Genomic DNA, 20,352 nt, shown 5'->3' with positions numbered 1-20,352 from the left:
CGCGGGAGGTAAATGGTGGTGTCACTGGACGCCGAAGACGACCTCCATGCTCAGGGAGAGCCCGAGGACGAACAGACTCGCAACGAAGAGCTTCACCGGCGGCGAGAGTCGATCTTTGGGCGGGGCGAGCGTATCGAGCGGCGGGGCGACACGGGCCAGCGCTGACTCGAACGGCGTCCGCTCGCGCGCTGACACGCCGAACGACACGTCGGACCCGTCTGGCTCGTCGGAATCGAGAGAGGGCGCACGCCACAGTGTGATCGAGGCGTAGCCAAACAGCGCGAAGCCGATAAAAAACAGCACGAACTTCACCGTCACCCAGCCACCGCCACGGAGCGGCGAGAGCACGCCGCCGATAAGCGTCGCTGTGAGCGTTACACCGAGGGCGTACCACAGCAGATCGAGTACCTTTCCCGCCAGGTTATCCATCGTGCGTGTCGTAGCCACGTTGGCGGAGTTCGTCGCCAGGGGAGACGTGCTCCTGTGCATGCCGGTGACAGAAGCTCATCTGCCTGTCGTCAACATCGTAGTACTGCGGCGTTTCGGTGTCACACTGACCGCCGAACACTTCTCTGAGGTACGCCCGTGCGGCGTCGGGGTCGCCATCACTGAGATACGTCGCCGCCTGCTCGACGTGCTCCTGTACGTCTGGCGGAAGGGTCACGTCGTCGAACTCCTCTTCGACGATCTCCTCGCTGTCGGCCAGCGCGGTGTCGAACCCGAGCCGTTCCTTGAGCCGCTCACCGATCGACTGCTCCGCGCGGGACCGCTCGCGAATGACGTCACGGAACTCTCGGATCCGGTCCCACACCGCATCGCTAGCGTCTATGTCCTCTGGCCGAATCCGAACGGGACACCGCGTTGCGAAGGGACACCCTTCCGGTGGGTCCCGTGGACTCGGTGGTGATCCCGGCAGGGTAATCCGGTCCACCTGAACCGTGGGGTCCGGTTCCGGAATCGCCGACAGCAATGCGCGCGTGTAGGGGTTTTCCGGGCTCTGGAACAACTGCTCCGTCGGCCCGACCTCCATGAGGTTCCCGAGATACATCACCCCGACGCGGTCACAGATGTGCCGGACCACGCTCAGGTCGTGCGCGATGAAGAGGTACGTGAGACCGAACTCCTCCTGAAGTTCCTCTAGCAGATTGAGTATCTGGGCCTGAACGGACACGTCGAGTGCCGAAACGGGCTCGTCGAGGACGACGAACTCCGGTTCGAGTGCGAGTGCGCGAGCAATGCCGATTCGCTGTCGCTGCCCGCCGGAGAACTGGTGGGGATACCGGTAGTAGTGCTCCGGCATGAGCCCGACCTGGTCGAGCAGTGTCCGCACCTTCTCCCGACGCTCGCGGGCCGTGCCCTGTTCGTGAACGTCCAGCGGTTCGCGGATGATCTCGCCGACAGTCATCCGGTCGTTGAGGCTCGACTCGGGGTCCTGAAACACCATTTGGGCGTTGCGGCGCCACTGCTTGAGGTCGCCGCCGCTGAGTTCGGTTATATCCGTTCCATCGAAGGAGACCGCCCCGGACGTGGCCGTCTCCAGTTGGATGAGCGTCCGACCGAGAGTCGTCTTGCCACAGCCGGATTCACCGACCAGCCCGAACGTCTCGCCGCGTGCAATCTCGAAGTTCACGCCGTCGACGGCTTTTACGGGATCGCTTCCAAGCAGCCCGCCGTCTTCGTAGTACGTCTTCAGATCCTGCACATCGACCAACGTCTCGCCGGTCTGGTGGGACACAGTGTCGACGACTGATTCACTCATCTGAGCCACCCCCCTCACTGTGTCCGCCGGTGTCACCGGCACTGTGGCCGTGGCCGCCATCGGCCCGTGCGTCGCTGTCTTCGGGACCAGTATCCTCACTAGCTTTTCGGCGCTCAGCCGGCCAGTCGTCCGCCGACAGTGCTTCGTCTGCTTCGACGCCTGTCTGGTCCGCGTTCTCTTCGTGCTGTGTCACAGTGTCGTCGGTAGGCATATCTTCGGGGTACAGGAGACACGCGGCAGTGTGGTCTGCTGATTCGCCGACCTCGACGTGGGCGGGATGGACCCGCTCACATTCGTCGAAGCCCTTCGGGCACCGGCTGACGAACCGGCAGTACGACGCCGATTCGTGCGGCGTCGGCACGTCTCCTTCGATAGTGGGCAGCCGATCCGTACTGGGGTTCCGGCCAGGAATGCTCTGCAGGAGTCCCTGCGTGTATGGGTGGTGTGGGTTCGCGAACAGTTCCTCGACAGGTGCTTGCTCGACGACCTCGCCGGCGTACATCACGGCGACGCGGTCAGCAACTTCCGCGATGACGCCCATGTCGTGCGTAATGAACATGATGCCGATATCACGCTCCGTCTGAATTTCCTGCAACAGGTCCAGAATCTGGGCCTGAATAGTGACATCGAGCGCTGTCGTCGGCTCATCACAGATGAGCAGATCTGGGTCACAGGCCAGTGCCATCGCGATGACGGCTCGCTGACGCATCCCGCCGGAGAACTCGTGTGGGAACTCATCGACACGCCGTGCCGCGTCGGGGATGCCGACTGCACGCAGCAGTTCGATGGCCTCCGACTTGGCCTCAGCGCCCTCCATATCTCGGTGGAGCTCCAGCGCCTCGATGATCTGGTTCCCGACAGTGTACACGGGGTTGAGTGAGCTCAGCGGGTCCTGAAACACCATCGCGATGTCCCCGCCACGAACTGACCGGTATTGCTTCTCCGAAAGCGTCGTCAGCTCTCGCCCGTCTAACCGTATGGACGACTCTTCGCGGATTTCGCCTGGACTGTCGACCAGTCCCATTATCGAGCGTGCGGTGACGCTCTTGCCTGAACCGGATTCGCCGACGATACCGAGCGTCTCGCCACGGGCGATTTCGAAGGAAACCCCGTCGACAGCGCGGATCTCCTCTTTATCACTGTGGAACACGGTCCGGAGGTTATCAACGGCCAGCAGCGGCTCGCCGTCTTCGGTGTGGCTCATCCGCCACCACCTCCGGCGGCCGCGCCAGCTGCACCGCCTTCAGCACCCTCGCTCTGTGGGTCAATAGCGTCACGGATTCCGTCGCTCAACGCGTTGAATCCGGTGACAACCAGCGTAATCAGGAGCCCCGGAATGAGCGAGATGTGCCAGGACTGACTGGCGACGTACTGCTGCCCGATGTTGATCGCCCGCCCCCACTCAGGAGTCGGGGCGTTAATCCCGAGTCCGATGAACGAGAGGGCAGAGACGGAAATAATGACGCCACCGAGCGTCAGGGAGGCGTAAACCAGGAGATAGCCGAGGATATACGGAGCCATATGTTTCCGCATAATCACAGTGGGTCGCTGGCCGTAACTCTTTGCCGCGTCGACCCACTCCTGTTCGCCGACCTGTAACGCAGGGCCACGTACCGCTCGCCACAGCCCTGGCCAGCGTATCAGCGCAAACAGGAGGATGAACAGCATCGCTCCGTTGTACAGCTCCGCTATCCAGTGGTTCTTGAACACCACTGTCGCAAGAATCACCAGCAGTAATGCTGGCATTGCCTGCACGGAGTCACTGGTCAGTACCACGATGAGATCGGCCACCCCCTTGTAGTAGGCGGTAACTAATGCCAGCGTCGTCGCGATAAAGCCTGCAATCGCCATCGACCCGAGGCCGATGAACAGTGACACCCGTGCGCCAAAGGCGAGGAAGGTGAACAGATCCTTACCGCTGACGAGCGTTCCGACAGGGTGGAACCGCCCGAAGTCGTCGTAACTCCAGACGCCGACATTGCTGTCCCCGCTACCACGGGAAGCGGAACCGAGGTTCGCTTCGCCAATAGTAATCGTTTCGACCGTCTCCGTGTCTTCGTTGTAGTACTGCATATCGTAGGAGTACGGTCCTTCAATATTCTCTTCGGCCGTCGTTGGGCCGACAACGGGTGCGAACGCGGCCATCGTAACGAAGAAGACGACGACAGCGAGTCCGAACAGACCCCAGTAGTGGGTTCGGAGTCGGTCGATGACGTCGTCAGTCGGTGTCCAGTCAGCAGCGCGGTAGTGCCGACGGAAGAGCACGTAGCCGTACCACAGCCAGCCCAGCAAGACTGCAACATAGACATATACCAACAGGAAGCGAATGAGCCATGCGTACTTCGGCTCAAGGCCGAGGAACGTGCCTTGCCAAGCGCTCCCGTCGTAGTACCCACGGTTGGGTATCAGTTCTCGGCTCAGCAGATGTGGTAGTTCGCTGAAGAAGGCTGATGCACTGGCGAACGCCTCGGCGCCGGGCGATCCAGGGAGCAGCGCGAGTCCGTAGCCTATCGCACCGAGCAGCCCATCGAGGTACGTTGGTCCCTCAAGCAGTAACAGGACACAGAGCACAGCACCCCACAGCAGTGCCGGCCCGGGATGCGCCTTGAGCCGGTCCCGCAACGGCTGATCGATGTCTTCGGTGGGTTCTGTCTCCATCATGCGTCGTACCCCACGCGTGGATCGATAATTGTGTACGCGAAGTCCTGTACGATATTCAGCCCGACGATAAGGAGGATGAACAGATACATCAGTGTTCCAACAAGCGGCAGATCACCCTGTTTTGCCGCCTTGACGAACAGCAGGCCGATGCCATTAATCGAGAAGACAGTCTCGACAAGCACTGACCCGCCGATCAGGATGAACGCCTCCGCAGTGATTACCGGCACGAGCGGAATCAGCGCGTTCCGGAAGATATGTTTCCAGACCAGCGCCCGCGGTGAGACGCCTTTGGCCTTTGCCGTCTCAACGTACTTCGAGTTGATAGTTTCGAGCACGGCAGTTCGGCCGATACGCATCTCTGTACCCATCGATGCGGACCCGAGTACTAGCGCGGGCGGCAGTATCTGTTTTGTCGCTTTTGCGAGGTTGGTCCATGCCTGTCCCGGGTCCGTTATGAGTCTTGTAGGACTCCTCAGCACGGCGAGGTTCGGCGAGGTCACGACGTTAGTCTCGACGATAAAGCTGGTCCAGCTGAACCCGAACAGCTGTTCCGACTGCGAAAGCACCGTCACCAGAATGACCGCGAGCCAGAAGTTCGGCATCGCTCGCCAGACAATCCCGCCGAAGGAGGCGAAGTAGTCCGAGAACGTATTGGGATTCAGGCCGGCGTAGAAGCCGAGCGGAATGCCGATTCCGATGGCGATCACGACCGCCCAGAATCCGAGCCAGATCGTCCGCGGTGCGTAGCTAACAATAAGGTCGACGGCCGGCGTGCCGGAGTTGATCACCCACGACTGGCCCAGATCGAACAGGAACAGATTACCCATGAAATCGAAGTATTGTTCCCAGAGCGGCTCGTTCAATCCCAACCGTTGCTCGATCTGTCGAATCGCGCGTGCGTCACCTTGCGGGCCGAGGATCGCCGCTGCAGGACTGAGCGGCCCCAGCCGGATAATTGCGAACGTTACTGTCGTCCCAAATATAATAACAGGGATTGACAGTACCAAGCGCTTGAGCATATACGTAGCGCGGCTCATGGCTTAGCTTGTCTCCGTTGTACGGGTACTTGTGAGTTCATAATCTCTGAGGGCTGCGAAGTTGTTCCCGTCACCAACTGCGACGGGGACGATTACGCCAGCAGGGACGCGATTACTCTCTGTCTCCGAGCGACACAGTGTCCATCTTCTGTCGGCTTGGCCCCATCCCGGCTGGCGGCGTAAAGTCGACATGGTCGTACCAGAACAACTCCCGCAGCTCGTGATACACCGGCAGCATTGCGACGTCTTCCCAGTTGGCATTCTCAAGCTGGATGTACGCGTCGTTCCGGGCGGCCTGGTCCTCTTCTGTCGGTGCTGGGTTCTCGCCGATTGACTGATACGCCTCCTCAGCCTGCTGTGCAGCGTCGCCGTTCTCCGGCTGCCAGTTGACGTAGGAAATCGGGAAATCGAGGCTCGTATCGGTCTGTGGCGGGTTCAGCAGCTGGAGGAAGTTGTCCGGGGCGGGCCAGTCGGCGATCCAGCCAAGCGAGTACATCTCTAGTTCGCCGTTGCGACCACGTTCGAGGAGCGTGTTGAACGGCGCTCGATTGACTTCGAGGTCGATGAAGACACTCTCAAGCTGGTCCCGAAGGATGCTTGCGGTTTCGCTCCAGACACCGGACTCGTAGATTGTCAGCTCCATGGCGAAACGCTCGTTTTCGCCGTAGCCAGCCTCTTCCATCACTGAGCGGGCCTCTCCGAGCTGGCTGTCGTCGTAGCCGTACGGGTACTCGTTTTCGGCGCGGTCGTTGTAGTTCTGGGGGCCGCCGGGGAAGATGGATTTCGGCGTGAAGTTGTAGGCAGGCTCGCCGCGCTGTTTGAAGACCTGCTCGACAACGGTGTGCTGGTTCATCGCGTACGCGACCGCCTGGCGGACCGGCTTGGGCACGCTGGCCATATTAAAGCCGAGATAGAACACCCCGATGCTCGACACAGCGGAGTAATTGGCCGTGGCGCCGTTACGCAACTCGCCGTAGGTCCCGTTCTGACGTCCCTGGTCGTCTTCCTCCTCGACAGATACCTTCCCGGGGTCGTACTGCGCTGTGGGGAGCTCGAAGATATCGGCATTGCGGTTCATCGCGTAGTTGTAATTGGCTGAATCGCTCTCGATGACCGCAAAGTGGACGCCGTCGACGTTTGGGCTCTCGCCGTAATAGTCGTCGTACGCGCTGACCCTGGCCTCAGTGCCGGAGTCCCATGTATCGAACTCGAAGGGCCCGTTGCCGACCGGGCTCGAACTGGAGAACTCGGCCTGTGTGACCTCGCCCTCGTACCCTTCGATGTCGCCGATCATGCCCTCAGGAACCGGTGCGAAGGAGGAATACGCAAGCATCTCCAGCGTGGAGGCAAACGGTGACTCCAACTGGATTTCGAGCGTCGTTTCGTCGACAGCTTCGACGCCAAGCGTCCCCGGCTTGTACACTTCCTGCTCCTCGCCGTCGACCGTCTCGGTCGTCGTTTCGTGTGTCACGCCCAGCGAGTCCAGAACGAAATAGGCACGACTGGAGTTGTCAGATGCCGTCAGCCGCTCGAACGCGTAGACAAAGTCGCTGGCGGTTACGGTGTCCCCGTTGTGGAAGGTCGCATCCTTCAACTGGAACGTGTAGGTTGTGAAGTCCTCAGATACTTCGTAGTCCGCAGCCATAAGCCCCTCTACAGCGGGCTGCGCGTCGGGATAGTTCATCAGCGGATCGAACATCTGCTGGATGACGATCCCCGACGAGGTGTCTGTCGCCTCGATCGGGTCCATCGTCGTCATCGTGCCCGTGTTGACCCGCCAGAGGTCCCCCTCTTGTTTCAGGTCGGTCCCGACATCGCCCCCACTGCCGTCTGTCGAGTCCATACCGCCGCCAGTCCCCTCCTCTGTTCCCTCAGTCTCGTCGCTATCACTGGAACATCCTGCCAGCGCTGCGGCCGCCGCAGCACTGCCCGTTGCTTTCAGAAACGATCGCCGTTCCATGCTACTTGAACGTGGCATATTGATACCCAAATTGCCCCCTACAAATAGAAGTTATGTCATACAGTAGCTTGAAATATTAAACTGCTCGCATGAAGAAATTCAGTTTATTATCTATAGTAATCTTACATGATATATCCTGTAGTGGTTGTTTCCTGCATACAGATATTCTACCCAGCAGAACTGAATTACTGGTATCATTGACCGCGCGCACCGGTCTCTACGTGGATTGATAGGTGGGAGTAACAGCTGCCGCTGTCGGAAACTGCGCTACCAGTCGACGGAGAGTGACCCGTCGCCGTTCGGGTCCGGGGCGATTTCTTCGTTCGTTCGCCGATCGATGACGTGGATGATGCCCCTGTCTTTCTTCGCCGGGCAGGCCTCTGCGGCCGCGATATTGTGATCGAGGTCTGATTCGTCGATGAAGTACGCCTCGGGCTTGGCGATGCCGGTGTCCAGGTCGAGCGTCCAGTTGCGCGACTTCTCGGCGCACTTGCCCGCGCCGAAGCACTTGTTGGCCTCGAAGATGATCTTGTACGGTTTCTCTTCGATTGGGGGACCGTCCTGTTCGCCGAATTCGCTCGGGTCGACGTGGTCGTCCGCGTCTGCCATTACACTCTGTTCGGGGCGGACCGCCTTTCGATTGTCGGTCTCGCTGCCGTTCCTTCACGACGTTTCGACTGCCGGCACGACCTCGACAGCGTCTCCGACGGCAAGGTCCGAACCGCGGTCGGCCTTGGGAACGCGGGCAATGAGCATCAGGGTGTAGAAGTGATCGAAGGCGTCCCGGTCGGCCCACTCCGGAAACGTCTCTTGCCGGCGTTCGATGAACTGTTCCCGGAACCCCGGGGTTTCCTCGCCGGTATCGGGGTCCCGCTGGGGGACCACACAGCGACCACAGGGTGTCACTCCTTCAAAGCGAACGCCGCCGGCCTGGAATGCGGGAGCCTCCGCGCCGACGAAGCGGTCCTCCCAAAACGCCGGGACGCCGCCGATTTCGACGTTCGCGCGAAGTCGCCGTCGCAGTCCGTCGACGGTCACGTCGTCGAACCACGATGCCACAGTTTCCAGCGTCGCGGTGCTGATGACCGACGGCCCCATCTCCCGCCGGTCGACGTAGCCAAGCGTCTCGTCGCGCTCGACGGTCAGGTCCACATCGAAAAATTCGCTGAGCCAGTCGGCCGCTCGGATGCGCTCACCTGCATCCCGGAGTTCGAACGATGCACTGTCGGCTTCGCTGGTAACCGATAGCGTTCCCGTTTCGGGATCGTAGCCGGTGTCAATGTCGTGGACGCGGTCGGTCCGCTTCCCGTTGACCACGCCGCCGTCGCCGTCGAACATGGCGAACTCGCGGTCGTGCGCCAGCGTCCCGCCCGGGCGGATCGATACTGAGTTGCAGTCCATGCCGTCCAGTGCCTTGACGGGGTAGACGGTGAGTCGCTCGACGTGTGCCACTACCGGGTGCTCGGCCGGAACGACGAAAACGTTGTGTGGTTACCGGTGAACTTCGACCGATTCCAGTAGCATCTCCTCGGTCGGCGCGTCGTTGCGGTCGGTGTCGACGCTGCCGATAGACTCGACAACGTCCATCCCGTCGATGACCTTCCCGAAGACGGCGTGCTTGCCGTCGAGGTGGGGCTGGGCGTCGAGGGTGATGAAGAACTGTGAGCCGTTGGTGTTCGGGCCGCTGTTGGCCATGCTGAGGACGCCCGGGCCGTCGTGGCTGAGCTCGTCGTGGAACTCGTCGTCGAAGGAGTAGCCGGGGCCGCCGCGACCGGTGCCGGTCGGGTCGCCCATCTGGATCATGAAGTTCTCGATGATTCGGTGGATGTCGATATCAGTGTACAGCGGGTCGATGCGCTTCTCGCTGGATTCAGGGTCTTCCCACGCGCCAGTCCCCGGACCGACTTCGGTCCCGTCGTAGTCGTCGGCCCCTTCGGCCAGGCCGACGAAGTTCTCGACGGTCGTCGGCACGCGCTCGTCGTACAGTTCGACTTCGATCTCGCCCTCTGTCGTGTGGAGGGTCGCAGTCAGGTCACTCATATTCAATCGGAGGGAAGCCCGGCAGAAAAGCTTGCCCACTGACCGAGAGTTCAAGTACCGAAACGAGGCCATCGCTGCTATGGTCTGAGTAGCCGTCGTGTGGCGGGTCGCGGGAGTCCGACACGTCGCCACGCGAGCGGGAGTGTCGGCTGTTCGCTGCGCCGGGCTACGGTAGGTGTGACAGCAGTAGCTCTGACACCTGCTCGGGGGCGTCGAACTGGACCCAGTGGCTCGCCGCCGGGAGCCGCTCGACTCGACAGTCCGGGACCCATTCTTCGAGGTCCTGGGTCAGGTCGAGCGAGAGCGCATCGTCCTGAACCCCCCAGATAAGGAGCGTTGACGCTGTCACTGGACGGTTGCCGACGCCGCCCGCTGTGAGCGTCAGCTTTGCGTTCCGCCGGACGAGTGCCCGGTAGTAGTTGACCGCGGCCGTACGTGCACCCGGTTGCCCGAGCGCCCGCTTGTACCGCGTCACGTCGGTATCGGTGAAGGCGTCGGGGCGGGTCGGCCCGTCAGCGAGGATGCGCTCTAACATGGTGAAATCCTTCCAGCGGAGGCTGGCCTCGGGAAGGACCGGGAGCTGAAAGAACAGCACGTACCAGGACCGCAGGCGCTGGTCGGCCGAGCGGCGGAGCTCCCGTTCGAACGCCGACGGGTGGGGTGCATTCAGGACCGCGAGCTGGTCGACGACATCGGGACGGTCGATGGCGGTCTGCCAGGCGATTACGCCGCCCCAGTCGTGCCCAACAACGTGGGCCTGTTCGCGGTCGTGCGCCGAAACGAGGCCCGCGACATCAGCGACCAGTTCGTCGATGTGATACGCGGCGACGCCGTCGGGCTTGTCGGAGTGATTGTACCCCCGGAGGTCGGGTGCAACCACGCGGTAGCCGGCGTCGGCGAGTCGCGGAATCTGGTGTTTCCAGGCGTACCAGAACTCCGGAAAGCCATGCAACAGGACGACGAGGTCGCCGTCTGGCGGCCCGGCGGTCACGGTATGGAGCCTGATACCGTTGGTGTCGACCAGCTCGTGGATTCCGGGTGTTTCCGATGCGGGTACTGTCCACGCAGTGCTGTCACGAGCGCTGGCGTGTTGTCCCATCAGAATGCCTTCGCCCGCTCGGTAAAAATGGGTTCCGCTCCGTGCTTCGTCGCCGGATTAGAAGGCCCGGAGATCGTCGAGTGTCGCCGCTGCGCTGCCGTCGGCAATCGCTTCACGGGCCTGTTCGAGGCCGCCCTGAATACTGTCGGCGTCCTCACGGGCATAGATGCGGAGGGCGGCGTTGAGCGCGACAGCATCGGCAAAGCCGTCTTCGCGCTCGCCGGCCAGCACAGCCTCGGTTATCGCCGCCGACTCTTCGGCCACGTCATCGACCTGCAGGTCCTCGCTCTCGATGTCCATCCCGTACTCGCCGGTGCGGATTTCGAAGTCCGCGATGTCCTCGTCGTCGGACTCCTCGCCGGTGACGGGCCATTCGGCCACGATTGTCTCGCCGGGGCGAACGTCGTCGTAGCCTTCCATTCCCTGGAAGAACAGGGCACGCTCGACGTTGCTGGTTTCGGACTGGGCGAGCGTTCGGACCATCTTCTTTGCGAAGGCCAGGTGGTAGAAGCTGCCGAGATGCACACTGGCGTTGGCGGGGTTCGCAAGCGTCTCGACAGTGTTGACGAACGTCCGGACGCCCATGTTGTCGCGGCGCTCGAACAGGGCGTCGATGCCGGGGTTGAACTCGGGCTGGTAGTAGTAGCCGAAGCCGACCTCGTCGACCATATCGGCACTTTCGCTCGGCTCGATTTCGGTTCGGACGCCCAGTTCGTCCAGCACGTGCTTGTAGGCGTCCTGTTTCTGCGTCGGGACGCGGTCGCCGGAGTGGACGACAACGGGCGTCCCGGCGGCGGCGGCGACGACACCTGCGCCGACGCCGAGAATCGCGGACCGGCCCTTGCCGTCGTAGTTGGCCCCGCAGTCGACTGGGTCGGCGTCCGGCGTGGCTGTCTCGACCGATTCCTCGGACATCACGTCGACGTACGCACCCAGTTCCTCGGGACTGTTGCGTTTCCACCGGTTGGCGAGCCAGAACGCGCCGAGCGTCGTGTGGTCGGGTTCGTCGCCGAGGATGCGTCGGAACGCCTCCCGGGCCTGTGTGCGTGACATATCGTCGGCCGATTTGTGACCGGAGCCGACGACTTCCGTCATGAGTCGTTTGAGCGGCCATTCGCCGTACTCCCGGGTCGCTTGCGCCATGGAAACGTGTTCGGGCCAGAGTTCAAAAGCCCCTGCGTTTCGTTCTCAATTTGTGGGAACTTACCGTCTTCCCGAAAGGGATACACGACTACACTCCTAACCGGATACAATGAGTCTCCAGTCGGGCGAGTGGCGCGAGCAGATCGATGAGGTAGACGCTGCGCTCATCGACGAGTTCCAGAGTGACTTCCCGATTCAGGAACGTCCCTTCGAGGCTGTCGGTGAAGCGCTGGGGGTCTCAGCAGAGACAGCACTCGACCGGGTCAAAACACTTCGTGATGACGGCGTCTTCCGCCGGTTCGGTCCAGTTCTCAATCCACCGGTGATCGGCTCTTCGACGCTGGCTGCTGTCAGTGCCCCCGAGGACCGGTTCGACGAGGTCGCCGAGATAATCAACGGGTACCGGCAGGTGAACCACAACTACGCTCGCGACCACGAGTGGAATATGTGGTTTGTTGTCACTGCAGGCTCCAGACAGCGACGCGACGAGATTCTGGCCGAGATTGAGGAGCGAACTGGCTGTTCGGTACTCGTCTTGCCGATGCTGACCGACTACTACATTGATCTGGAGTTCCCGGTTGTCAACGGCGACCGGTTCGCCCGTGAGAGTCTGGAAACGACCGAGGCCACTGCTACCCGAATAAGCGAAGACGCCGCCGCGGACCTCTCGGAACTGGACCGGCGGTTGTTGCTCGAAATCCAGACTGGCTTCCCACTTGTCGCAACGCCATACCGGGACGTGGCGGACGCTGTCGATGCCGACGTGTCCGAAGTACTCTCGGCTATCAAGCGACTCCAGCGAACCGGCTGTATCAAGCGCATCGGCTGTGTCGTGAATCACATCGTCACCGGGTTCGACAACAACTGTATGGTCGTCTGGGACGTGCCGGACGACGCCCTCGACGAGCGCGGACAGGCAGTCGGCGAACTCCCCTACGTTACGCTCTGCTACCACCGGCCTCGCCGGCCGGAGCAGGACTGGCAGTACAACCTCTTTACGATGATTCATGGGCGCGAAGCGGACATCGTGGACGAGAAGATAGACGAACTCGCGACCGACCACCTCCCGTACGACCACGACCGACTGTACTCGACGGAGACGCTCAAACAGACTGGGGCACGATACGACGATATCGTCGGTCAGTAGGCCTTGGTGAATAAGGCAGCTTGATTTGAGACGGCCGGAATCCTTTTGCAATCCTGTCGTAAATATGCTAGCTAATGACAAAGGGTCGGCGAGCGGCAATCCTCGTTGTCGACGACGAGCCAGCGGTGGCCGATGTGTACGCGGACCAGTTAGGGGATCGGTACACAGTCGAGACGGCATACAGTGGTGAGGCCGCCCTTTCGAAGCTGGATTCAACAGTCGACGTTGTCCTGTTAGACCGGCGGATGCCGGACCTCTCCGGCGACGAGGTGCTGTCGGCTATCCGTGAGCAACGCTACGACACGCGCGTGGCGATGGTGACCGCAGTGGACCCCGATTTCGATATCATCGAGATGCCCTTCGATGATTACGTCCTGAAACCGGTGTCGAAAGAGGACCTCTTTCAGACGATCGAACAGTTGCTTCTGTACGCCGATTACGAGGAACGCCTGCGTGAGTGCTACTCGCTCACGGCGAAATACGCTGCACTGGAATCGTCGAAACCACAGGCTGTCCTCGATGAGAGTGAGGAGTTTACTGCACTGGAGGCTGAACTCGCGGAGGTCCGGGCGGAGCTTGACGAACTCACGGATTCGTTCGACGCCACGGACTTCGAGTTGCTGTTTCGGAACTTTGAGACGGGGGACTCAATGCCGGACAGCACACAGCTTTGACCCGGCTCGGAGCAGATAGTTTCCGCGGTGGCGATGCTCACGGCTACCCGCTCACCCTTTCGAAAACACTAACCGATTCTCTTCCATAGGGAGGGCAATGAGTCAACAACTCCCGGACGTGCAGGCGTCGAGTCCGGACGTAACGGTCGGTCTCAATCGCGTCGGTGTGACGGGCGTCGAGAAACTCGTCAAACTGGGGCGTCGTGACCGCGACCCCATCGTACTCATGGCGGAGTTCGAAGTGTTCGTGGATCTGCCGTCCTGGCGAAAGGGTGCCGATATGTCCCGCAATATGGAGGTTATCGACGAGACGTTGGAAACCGCCGTGTCGGAGGAAGCCTACCGGGTCGAGGACGTCTGTGGCGACGCCGCCGAACTCCTGCTTGAGAAGCACGATTACACGACGAAGGCAGAAGTTCGGATGGAAGCGGAGTACGTCACCCACGAATCCACGCCGGCGTCTGAAATGGCGACACAGTCGACCGCCGATATCATCGCCTCGGCGACAGCAACTGAAGACGGGACGAGCGAGGAAATCGGTGCTCGTGTCACCGGGATGACCGTCTGTCCGTGCTCACAGGGGATGTCGGCTTCCCGCGCCCGCGAGACGCTCCAGCAGCTAAACGTCGAAGAGGATGTCATCGAGGAGTTCCTCGAAACCAACCCACAGGCCGGCCACTCACAGCGGGGCCACGCCACGCTCACCGTCCAGAGCGACGGCGCGCCCGAGGTCGACCTGAACGAACTCATCGAAGTCGCCCGTGATTCGATGAGCGCCCGCATCTACAATCTCGCGAAACGGCCCGACGAGGACCACATGACCTACGAGGCCCACAAGGATGCCAAGTTCGTCGAGGACTGCGTTCGCGCGCTCGCCGAGGGCGTCGTCGAGACGTTCCCGGACCTGTCGGACGATGCCGTCGTGACGATGAAACAATCCAACGACGAGTCCATCCACCAGCACAACGCCCACGCCGAACGCGTGGCGCAGTTGGGCGATCTGCGGCAGGAAGTCAGCGAGGACTGAGCGCAGCGAAGTCCTCGAAACCGCGGAAGCTTTTGAGCGCAGCGAAGCCTTCAAAACCGTGAGTGGAGAGCGCGGTGTCCCACGAGAGTACGGACGCCGTTTGCGCCTCGATTTTTCATCGCCTTTCCGGTCCAACTACGGCGGCCCGACTGGTTTCGCCTCGGCCCAGTGTTCTTCGAACGCCTGGCTGATATCGGCAGTGAAATCGGAGTCTTTCATGTCGATAACGCCGAAGGTTTCCTCGCGGCCCAGCGGGTGTGGGACCTCGATACAGACCTCAACGCCGTCGAGTAGCTCGAACGTGGTCCTGATGTTCGGACTGGCGCGGGCGCTGTAGTTGTCGTAGTGGAAGAGCCGCTCGTAGTACTCGCGGTTGGCCTTCTCAGGGAGACTCTCGAACAGGTCGGGTCGGACGAGCAGGGATACTTCGACGCCCCGTTCTAGCGCCGCTTCGAGTTCATCGACGATCCGCTCGGTGCCGGAGAGGATATCGACCTGCCGAGCGGGTGCCGACCCGACCATGATAATCTCATCGTCGGCGGCAGCCAGCCGCTCAAGCAACAGGTCAAGCGAGTTGTCGGGACCGACGGCGGCCGTCCAGAACGGCTCCTCGACGGGGTCTGCCGACTCCAGCTGTGACGAGAGGTCATCGACGATTTCCTCGTACTGGCCGACCTTTTCCTGAAGCTCGCGCTTCTTGTCTTCGAGCAGGCGGTCGAGGGCCGTGTCGGGCTCGACGGCAACGTATTTTTTCGGTCTGCTGGCGGTCTGGCTACGGACGAGATTGTACGTTTCGAGGCTGTTGAGCACGTCGTAGATGCGGCCCATTGGGACGTCGCTGGCCCGTGACAGCTCTTTGGCCGTTGTCGGTCCCGTTTCCAGCAGTGACCGGTATGCTCTAGCTTCATATTCGGAAAGTCCGAGATCTCTGAGACTGGACATACCCATACATCAGGGTACGTGTGCAAAAACTTGTCGGGGGTTTACCGTTTGTCCACGTTTGCTGTCGTTGTTCGTGTCAGCGGTCGCCCGTTAGTGAGGCTTCGAGTTCGGCCGGCGTCGTCCCCTCGGCGACGATTGCGTCCCCGTCGAGGAGTCGCGCCGTGCCGTCGCCGTCCGGCTCCGGGACGACAGTGGTCTCGTGGTCGGCCAGCCGAAGCGCCGCGCGGTGGAGGTCCGTTCCCGCTTCGGCCCCGACGGTGAGCGTCTGGGGTTGCTGAAGGCGGGCCGCGACGCCGGCGTAGCCGGCCACCTCAACGCCCATCCGTTCTGCCGCGCCGGCAAAGGACTCGACGGCTGAAAGCGCCGCGTTGCGGTATCGGTCCTCGCCGGTGAGTGCCGCGAGGTCGACAAGGGCGTCAGCCAGTTCCACTGTCGCGTCGAGCGGATGGAGCGAGCGGGTACACAGCCCTGCGCCGCTGTCGGGACCGTCCCGGAACGCGCCGTCGTCCTGCTGGCGGTTTTCGATGGTCCAGTCGGCGATAGCGCTGGCCGGTCCCGGTTCACCGAGGACCTGCCAGCTCGTCGTTAGACCCTGGAGGAGCTGTGCCTGGTCCAGCAGCAGGCCGGTGTCGCTGTCCGCGCTGTCGTAGTGGGCGACCTCGCCGCCGTCGACAAGCGACTCACAGACAGCGTCCCGGGCGCGACTGGCATACTGCTGGGCGCGCTCGTCGTCAGTGTAGGCAGCGACCCACAGCAGGGCATCGATGGCGAGCCCGTTCCGGTCGGCGAACACCGTCTCATCGACGTTCGGGGACACCGTCCCTTCGCGCTCGGCCGGCTCCAGCCGGTAGTACTCGTCCGACCCGGCCTGACTCGCGGCGAACGCGTCGCCGGCCCACAGCGTCGTCGTGAGGTAGTCGACGGTCCGCTGGGCGGCGTCCCGGTACGCCTCAGTCCCGGTGTACCGGTAGCCGTGAGCGAAGGCCCGGACCAGCGCGGCGTTCTCGTCTAGCAGTTTCTCACGCCGGGGGTTCCCCCAGCTGCGCTCCGTCGAGTACCGGAAGAAGCCGCCGTCGTAGGTGTCGAGCAGGTGTGTCCGAATCGCTTCGAGTGTCCGGGTGGCCTGGTCCCGCGCCCGGACAAGGGCGAACTCTACGGTCCGCGGGAGCGGGAACTTCACGTCGGTTCCCCAGCCGCCGAACTCGTCGTCGAACGCGCCAAGCAACTGTTCGACCATGTGTTCCTCGATGCGTGGCCGGAGTTCGCCAGCCGGCGGCGACTCGTCCTGCAATTGCCGGGGAATCGAGCCCGCCGCCGCGCCCTGGGCGTCCCACGATTCCCGAACAGAGTCTAGAATACCGCGAAACCCGTCCGGCCCGAGGAACGTCGCGCCCGTGATAACCTCGCCTTCAGGAGTCAGGAACACCGTCGATGGGAACCCACCCATCGTGTACCGCTCCCGGACGCGCGGGTTCCGGTCGGCGTCAACGCGGACCGGGACGAACCCGTCGTTGATGTTGGCCGCGATGCGGGGCTCACCGAACGTACCGCGGTCCATCGCTCGGCATTCGGCGCTCCACGGGACTGTCAGCGCCAGCAGCACTGGCTTCCCCGACTCGGCGGCGTCCTCGAACGGGGCTGTGCCCCATTCGCGCCACTCGACCTTGGTGTCGCGTGCGTATTCGTCCATACCAGGTCTGGGCGGTGGGCGTACAAAGGCCCTCTCACTCCCGGCGAAAGACCGATTGGCGGGGCGGCCCAAGCGTTGACGATGGATGCCCAGCAGGCGATTCACGAAACACCGGAACCGGTCACGCCGGGCGACCGGCCGCCCCGTCTCGGCCGTGTCCCGTTCATCGATAACACCGCCGCGATGTTGCGTGACCCGCTCGGGTTCTATGACCGCGCCGGTGCTCACGAGGCCGACGTGGTGGGGTATAGCGTCGCCGGGACGACGGGCTGTTTCGTCTGCCATCCCGATCTCGTCGAGCAGGTGCTGGTGACCGACGCCGATGTATACGAGAAGGGACAACTGCTTCAGGATACCCTCGGCCAGTTTATCGGCGAGGGGCTGTTCCTGCTGGAGGGTGAGGAATGGCAGCGCCAGCGGACGGCGCTCCAGCCGGCGTTCTACCGGGAACGCATCGCCGCCTACGGCGACACGATGACCGAGTTCGCCGATCGGACGGCGGCGGGCTGGAGCGCCGGCCAGCGTCTCGACGTACTCCCACATATGCAGTCGCTGACGCTGAACATTCTCGGCAAGACACTGTTAGACGTGGACATCGAGACCACTGCGGATGCGCTGGAACCGCTGCTCGACGCGTTGCGCAAGCGACTGGACCCGCGGTCGCTGTCGGCGTACCTCCCGCTGTGGGTCCCGACGGCGACGAACCGCGCTGTCAACAGCTCGCTGGCCGAGTTCCAGTCCACGCTTGACGATGTTATCGCTGCCCGCCAGCGCGAAGACGAGAACGATCGCGAGGCGCGCAACGACGTACTCTCCCTGCTGCTCTCGCTCGACGACGAGACGATGGACCGCGAGCGACTGGGTCACCAACTCCTGACGTTTCTTGTCGCCGGCCACGACACGACGGCGCTGACGCTCACCTACGCTTGGTTCTTGCTGGCGAATAATCCGAAGCGCCAGGAGCGCATCCATGATGAACTCGACGCGACGCTGGGGGACAGCCAGCCGACGCCCGAGGACCTGTTCGAATTGCCGTATCTCGATGCCGTGCTGAACGAGGTGTTACGGCTGTACCCGCCCGCGTTCACGGTGTTTCGACAACCGACGGAGCCGGTTACCCTCGGCGGATACGAACTCTCAACGGACGCCCAGCTCACTCTCCCGCAGTGGCTCGTCCACCGGGACGAACGGTGGTACGACGCGCCCGACGCGTTCCGCCCTGAACGGTGGGATGACGACCTCGAAGCGTCCCTCCCGGACTACGCCTACTACCCCTTCGGTGGCGGCCCGCGCCACTGCATCGGAATGCGTTTTGCCCGGATGGAGGCCAAACTCGCCCTGGCAACCATCGCCCAACAGTACGCCGTCGAAGCAGTCACTGAACCGCCGCTCTCGCTGGCGATGCAGATTACGCTGAGTCCCACAGAACCGATCGAAGTCCGACTGCGGGAACGCTGACCCGCTCCTTCGGCGATCGATAGCCCGGTCCCGCTCTCGAAAGGCGTTTGGGGGCGGGCCTGCAAGCAGTCGTATGCTCCGGGTCATCGGGCTATTGCTGCTCATCCCGCTGTTCGACATCGTGTTGCTGGTGACGGTCGCGATACCGTTCCTCGGCTCGCTCGTGACAGTCGCCCTCGTCGTCCTGACGGCGCTGGTCGGTATGCTGCTGGTCCGCGCCGAAGGCCGTGCGACGCTTCGGAAGATACAACAGCGGCTCGCCGTCGGCGAACTCCCGACCGACGAACTCATCGACGGCGGCCTCCTCATCGCCGCCGGCGCGTTCTTCCTCACCCCCGGCCTGGTGACGGACTTCGTCGGCCTCCTACTCGCGGTACCGTTCACCCGGTACCCCGTCCGCGCCGCCACGCGCCGCTGGGTCGTCCGGCCCTACATCGACGCCAAGACCGGCGGTTTCGCCAGCGGGCAGGTGTACATCGGCGGCTTCCCTGACGACGAGAACGGCCCAGCAGGCCCCGGCCCGACCGGTCCAGAGGGTGGCCCTAGTTCGGGCTCTGGTTCCGGTCCCGGCACTTCCTTCGACCCAGACGAAGCCACTGACGTCGACTTCGACGACAGCGACGAAAACTGAAGCCCTGACGCGGTTTCACATCCCCAACCGGCCGCGAAACGTTACCCTTTTCAATACCCCTCGGGTACAAAAGAATGCGTTGGGCCAATAGCTCAATCAGGTTGAGCGCTCGGCTGATAACCGGGAGGTTCGCGGTTCAAATCCGCGTTGGCCCACTCCCTTTCCGGGCTGTTTCCAGCCCACTCGAATCTGTTTTCACAACGTCTGAGAGGCTTCTTTTCGGCATCTCAGAAGTACATCCATAAGGGTCGTTCTGAGCAATTCACAAGCAACCTTTGCGGCTCCCTCCGCTGTCTGGCGATTAGTCTTAGCCAAGGCGAACTGACGGTTCGCCGGGATGGTACTGATGAGTGACTCGGGTCGGTCCGAGACTCAGCAGTATCACCTCGGCGACGACGGCCATGAAATGGAATCGACCGCTGGCGCGTATCTCGGGAAGTACCTGAGTGCGACGTTCGGCTCGCTGCTTGACGCGACAGAGTCCTTCGAGCAGGGCGACGACGACCGAGAGACGTACGCTGACAAAGCGGCGACGTGGAAGCTCGCGCTGTACTGGGCGACGAACCGTCGCTTCTGGTCTTGCTCGGAGTCGATTACGGAAGGAATCGATCCGAACGACCACCTGCAAGACCCAGATGTCCGTGAAGCCGTGCGCTGGTGTTCGCTCGACTCAGTGCAAGCTGCGAGCGAGTCCGAGATACGCGACGACCTCGCCCGTCGGCAGTGGGACGACCTTGACAATCTCGACGCTTCCGTAGAGCGGGCGATCTCCGATGTGGAACAGCCGCAGGTACGTTCGACGTTGCCCAAAGAGGCCACATTTCGGTGTATCGTGGATTACATCGGTGCATATGCGTACTGGGACCTTCCCAGTAGCGAGTTAGCCGATAGTCCGTGTAATTTCGAAACAGCTGAAGACTGTGTTCCCGATACCGATGGTCTACCAGCGGTTGACCGTGAGAACGACCCGCCGATAGCTGATGTTTGGTCGTAGCAATGGTCAGTACAGACCAAATGTTGATCACTCGAACCCTATCAAATGGCTCGAAGACATGCTCCTGTCCTATACTTCCAACTATTTCCG

Annotated in this window: 19 protein-coding genes and 1 tRNA gene; 7 read left to right on the top strand and 13 right to left on the bottom strand. The window is 62.1% G+C overall.

What is annotated here, in order from left to right; translation table 11 throughout:
- Nucleotides 1-21: 21 nt before the first annotated feature.
- The 11 genes from AV059_RS04820 to AV059_RS04770 all read right to left on the bottom strand — a co-directional run bounded on the left by AV059_RS04820 (nt 22) and on the right by AV059_RS04770 (nt 11,699).
- Nucleotides 22-429: a hypothetical protein gene (locus AV059_RS04820; RefSeq protein ID WP_058992638.1), complete on the bottom strand. Its 408-nt coding sequence runs from the start codon at nt 427-429 to the stop codon at nt 22-24.
- A complete protein-coding gene (locus AV059_RS04815) occupies nt 422-1,759 on the bottom strand; it encodes an ABC transporter ATP-binding protein (RefSeq protein ID WP_058992636.1) in 1,338 nt (445 codons plus the stop codon). The genes AV059_RS04820 and AV059_RS04815 overlap by 8 nt, the downstream gene beginning before the upstream one ends.
- Nucleotides 1,752-2,963 carry an ABC transporter ATP-binding protein gene (locus tag AV059_RS04810; RefSeq protein ID WP_058992634.1) on the bottom strand — a complete coding sequence of 404 codons (1,212 nt, stop codon included), beginning with the start codon at nt 2,961-2,963 and terminating at the stop codon, nt 1,752-1,754. Before AV059_RS04810 ends, AV059_RS04815 begins: the two co-directional genes overlap by 8 nt.
- Complete coding sequence (locus tag AV059_RS04805) at nt 2,960-4,417, bottom strand: ABC transporter permease (protein WP_079990726.1); 1,458 nt, start codon at nt 4,415-4,417, stop codon at nt 2,960-2,962. Before AV059_RS04805 ends, AV059_RS04810 begins: the two co-directional genes overlap by 4 nt.
- On the bottom strand, nt 4,417-5,457 hold the full coding sequence (locus AV059_RS04800) for an ABC transporter permease (RefSeq protein WP_058992630.1): 1,041 nt from the start codon (nt 5,455-5,457) through the stop codon (nt 4,417-4,419). The genes AV059_RS04805 and AV059_RS04800 overlap by 1 nt, the downstream gene beginning before the upstream one ends.
- 112 nt (nt 5,458-5,569) lie before the next feature.
- Nucleotides 5,570-7,417 (bottom strand): ABC transporter substrate-binding protein, encoded by a 1,848-nt coding sequence (locus AV059_RS04795; protein ID WP_058992628.1) that lies wholly within the window; start codon nt 7,415-7,417, stop codon nt 5,570-5,572.
- A 267-nt stretch (nt 7,418-7,684) separates the two neighbouring features.
- Nucleotides 7,685-8,026 carry a hypothetical protein gene (locus AV059_RS04790; protein WP_004518518.1) on the bottom strand — a complete coding sequence of 114 codons (342 nt, stop codon included), beginning with the start codon at nt 8,024-8,026 and terminating at the stop codon, nt 7,685-7,687.
- 54 nt (nt 8,027-8,080) lie between these two features.
- A complete protein-coding gene (locus AV059_RS04785; protein ID WP_058992626.1) occupies nt 8,081-8,869 on the bottom strand; it encodes an MOSC domain-containing protein in 789 nt (262 codons plus the stop codon).
- A 39-nt stretch (nt 8,870-8,908) separates the two neighbouring features.
- Nucleotides 8,909-9,457 (bottom strand): peptidylprolyl isomerase, encoded by a 549-nt coding sequence (locus AV059_RS04780; RefSeq protein WP_058992624.1) that lies wholly within the window; start codon nt 9,455-9,457, stop codon nt 8,909-8,911.
- A 166-nt stretch (nt 9,458-9,623) separates the two neighbouring features.
- Entirely contained in the window at nt 9,624-10,556 is a 933-nt protein-coding gene (locus AV059_RS04775; RefSeq protein ID WP_058992623.1) for an alpha/beta fold hydrolase, read from the bottom strand.
- Between the two features lie 57 nt (nt 10,557-10,613).
- On the bottom strand, nt 10,614-11,699 hold the full coding sequence (locus AV059_RS04770; protein ID WP_058992621.1) for an anthranilate phosphoribosyltransferase: 1,086 nt from the start codon (nt 11,697-11,699) through the stop codon (nt 10,614-10,616).
- A gap of 109 nt (nt 11,700-11,808) precedes the next feature.
- Here AV059_RS04770 and AV059_RS04765 point away from each other — a divergent pair, with 109 nt between their 5' ends.
- The 3 genes from AV059_RS04765 (at nt 11,809) to mptA (ending at nt 14,547) form a co-directional block, all read left to right on the top strand.
- A complete protein-coding gene (locus tag AV059_RS04765) occupies nt 11,809-12,846 on the top strand; it encodes an AsnC family transcriptional regulator (protein WP_058992619.1) in 1,038 nt (345 codons plus the stop codon).
- Between the two features lie 74 nt (nt 12,847-12,920).
- Entirely contained in the window at nt 12,921-13,520 is a 600-nt protein-coding gene (locus AV059_RS04760) for a response regulator (RefSeq protein WP_058992617.1), read from the top strand.
- A 97-nt stretch (nt 13,521-13,617) separates the two neighbouring features.
- Nucleotides 13,618-14,547 carry a GTP cyclohydrolase MptA gene (gene mptA / locus AV059_RS04755; RefSeq protein ID WP_058992615.1) on the top strand — a complete coding sequence of 310 codons (930 nt, stop codon included), beginning with the start codon at nt 13,618-13,620 and terminating at the stop codon, nt 14,545-14,547.
- Nucleotides 14,548-14,682: 135 nt separating this feature from the next.
- Here the strand turns inward: mptA and AV059_RS04750 are convergent, their stop codons facing one another.
- Together AV059_RS04750 and AV059_RS04745 are read right to left on the bottom strand one after the other, a co-directional pair.
- On the bottom strand, nt 14,683-15,489 hold the full coding sequence (locus AV059_RS04750; RefSeq protein WP_058992613.1) for a TrmB family transcriptional regulator: 807 nt from the start codon (nt 15,487-15,489) through the stop codon (nt 14,683-14,685).
- 76 nt (nt 15,490-15,565) lie between these two features.
- A complete protein-coding gene (locus tag AV059_RS04745) occupies nt 15,566-17,179 on the bottom strand; it encodes a DUF255 domain-containing protein (protein ID WP_058992611.1) in 1,614 nt (537 codons plus the stop codon).
- 81 nt (nt 17,180-17,260) lie between these two features.
- On the opposite strand from AV059_RS04745, the gene AV059_RS04740 reads away from it, so the two are divergent.
- The 4 genes from AV059_RS04740 to AV059_RS04725 all read left to right on the top strand — a co-directional run bounded on the left by AV059_RS04740 (nt 17,261) and on the right by AV059_RS04725 (nt 20,262).
- Entirely contained in the window at nt 17,261-18,637 is a 1,377-nt protein-coding gene (locus AV059_RS04740; protein ID WP_058992609.1) for a cytochrome P450, read from the top strand.
- A gap of 73 nt (nt 18,638-18,710) precedes the next feature.
- Nucleotides 18,711-19,268 (top strand): FxsA family protein, encoded by a 558-nt coding sequence (locus tag AV059_RS04735; RefSeq protein ID WP_058992607.1) that lies wholly within the window; start codon nt 18,711-18,713, stop codon nt 19,266-19,268.
- Nucleotides 19,269-19,349: 81 nt separating this feature from the next.
- Nucleotides 19,350-19,423, top strand: a tRNA-Ile gene (locus AV059_RS04730).
- A gap of 191 nt (nt 19,424-19,614) precedes the next feature.
- Entirely contained in the window at nt 19,615-20,262 is a 648-nt protein-coding gene (locus AV059_RS04725; protein ID WP_228841748.1) for a hypothetical protein, read from the top strand.
- Nucleotides 20,263-20,352: the final 90 nt, after the last annotated feature.

It is taken from the genome of Haloarcula sp. CBA1127 (assembly GCF_001485575.1).
GTDB lineage: Archaea > Halobacteriota > Halobacteria > Halobacteriales > Haloarculaceae > Haloarcula.
This window is presented reverse-complemented; position numbering and strand designations above follow the sequence as displayed.

What these genes read in the sequence shown, in the direction of transcription:
- AV059_RS04820 (WP_058992638.1), bottom strand. Translation starts at nt 429, where the DNA reads ATGGATAACCTGGCGGGAAAGGTACTCGATCTGCTGTGGTACGCCCTC.
- AV059_RS04815 (WP_058992636.1), bottom strand. Translation starts at nt 1,759, where the DNA reads ATGAGTGAATCAGTCGTCGACACTGTGTCCCACCAGACCGGCGAGACG.
- AV059_RS04810 (WP_058992634.1), bottom strand. Translation starts at nt 2,963, where the DNA reads ATGAGCCACACCGAAGACGGCGAGCCGCTGCTGGCCGTTGATAACCTC.
- AV059_RS04805 (WP_079990726.1), bottom strand. Translation starts at nt 4,417, where the DNA reads ATGGAGACAGAACCCACCGAAGACATCGATCAGCCGTTGCGGGACCGG.
- AV059_RS04800 (WP_058992630.1), bottom strand. Translation starts at nt 5,457, where the DNA reads ATGAGCCGCGCTACGTATATGCTCAAGCGCTTGGTACTGTCAATCCCT.
- AV059_RS04795 (WP_058992628.1), bottom strand. Translation starts at nt 7,417, where the DNA reads ATGGAACGGCGATCGTTTCTGAAAGCAACGGGCAGTGCTGCGGCGGCC.
- AV059_RS04790 (WP_004518518.1), bottom strand. Translation starts at nt 8,026, where the DNA reads ATGGCAGACGCGGACGACCACGTCGACCCGAGCGAATTCGGCGAACAG.
- AV059_RS04780 (WP_058992624.1), bottom strand. Translation starts at nt 9,457, where the DNA reads ATGAGTGACCTGACTGCGACCCTCCACACGACAGAGGGCGAGATCGAA.
- AV059_RS04775 (WP_058992623.1), bottom strand. Translation starts at nt 10,556, where the DNA reads ATGGGACAACACGCCAGCGCTCGTGACAGCACTGCGTGGACAGTACCC.
- AV059_RS04770 (WP_058992621.1), bottom strand. Translation starts at nt 11,699, where the DNA reads ATGGCGCAAGCGACCCGGGAGTACGGCGAATGGCCGCTCAAACGACTC.
- AV059_RS04765 (WP_058992619.1), top strand. Translation starts at nt 11,809, where the DNA reads ATGAGTCTCCAGTCGGGCGAGTGGCGCGAGCAGATCGATGAGGTAGAC.
- AV059_RS04760 (WP_058992617.1), top strand. Translation starts at nt 12,921, where the DNA reads ATGACAAAGGGTCGGCGAGCGGCAATCCTCGTTGTCGACGACGAGCCA.
- mptA (WP_058992615.1), top strand. Translation starts at nt 13,618, where the DNA reads ATGAGTCAACAACTCCCGGACGTGCAGGCGTCGAGTCCGGACGTAACG.
- AV059_RS04750 (WP_058992613.1), bottom strand. Translation starts at nt 15,489, where the DNA reads ATGTCCAGTCTCAGAGATCTCGGACTTTCCGAATATGAAGCTAGAGCA.
- AV059_RS04745 (WP_058992611.1), bottom strand. Translation starts at nt 17,179, where the DNA reads ATGGACGAATACGCACGCGACACCAAGGTCGAGTGGCGCGAATGGGGC.
- AV059_RS04740 (WP_058992609.1), top strand. Translation starts at nt 17,261, where the DNA reads ATGGATGCCCAGCAGGCGATTCACGAAACACCGGAACCGGTCACGCCG.
- AV059_RS04735 (WP_058992607.1), top strand. Translation starts at nt 18,711, where the DNA reads ATGCTCCGGGTCATCGGGCTATTGCTGCTCATCCCGCTGTTCGACATC.
- AV059_RS04725 (WP_228841748.1), top strand. Translation starts at nt 19,615, where the DNA reads ATGAGTGACTCGGGTCGGTCCGAGACTCAGCAGTATCACCTCGGCGAC.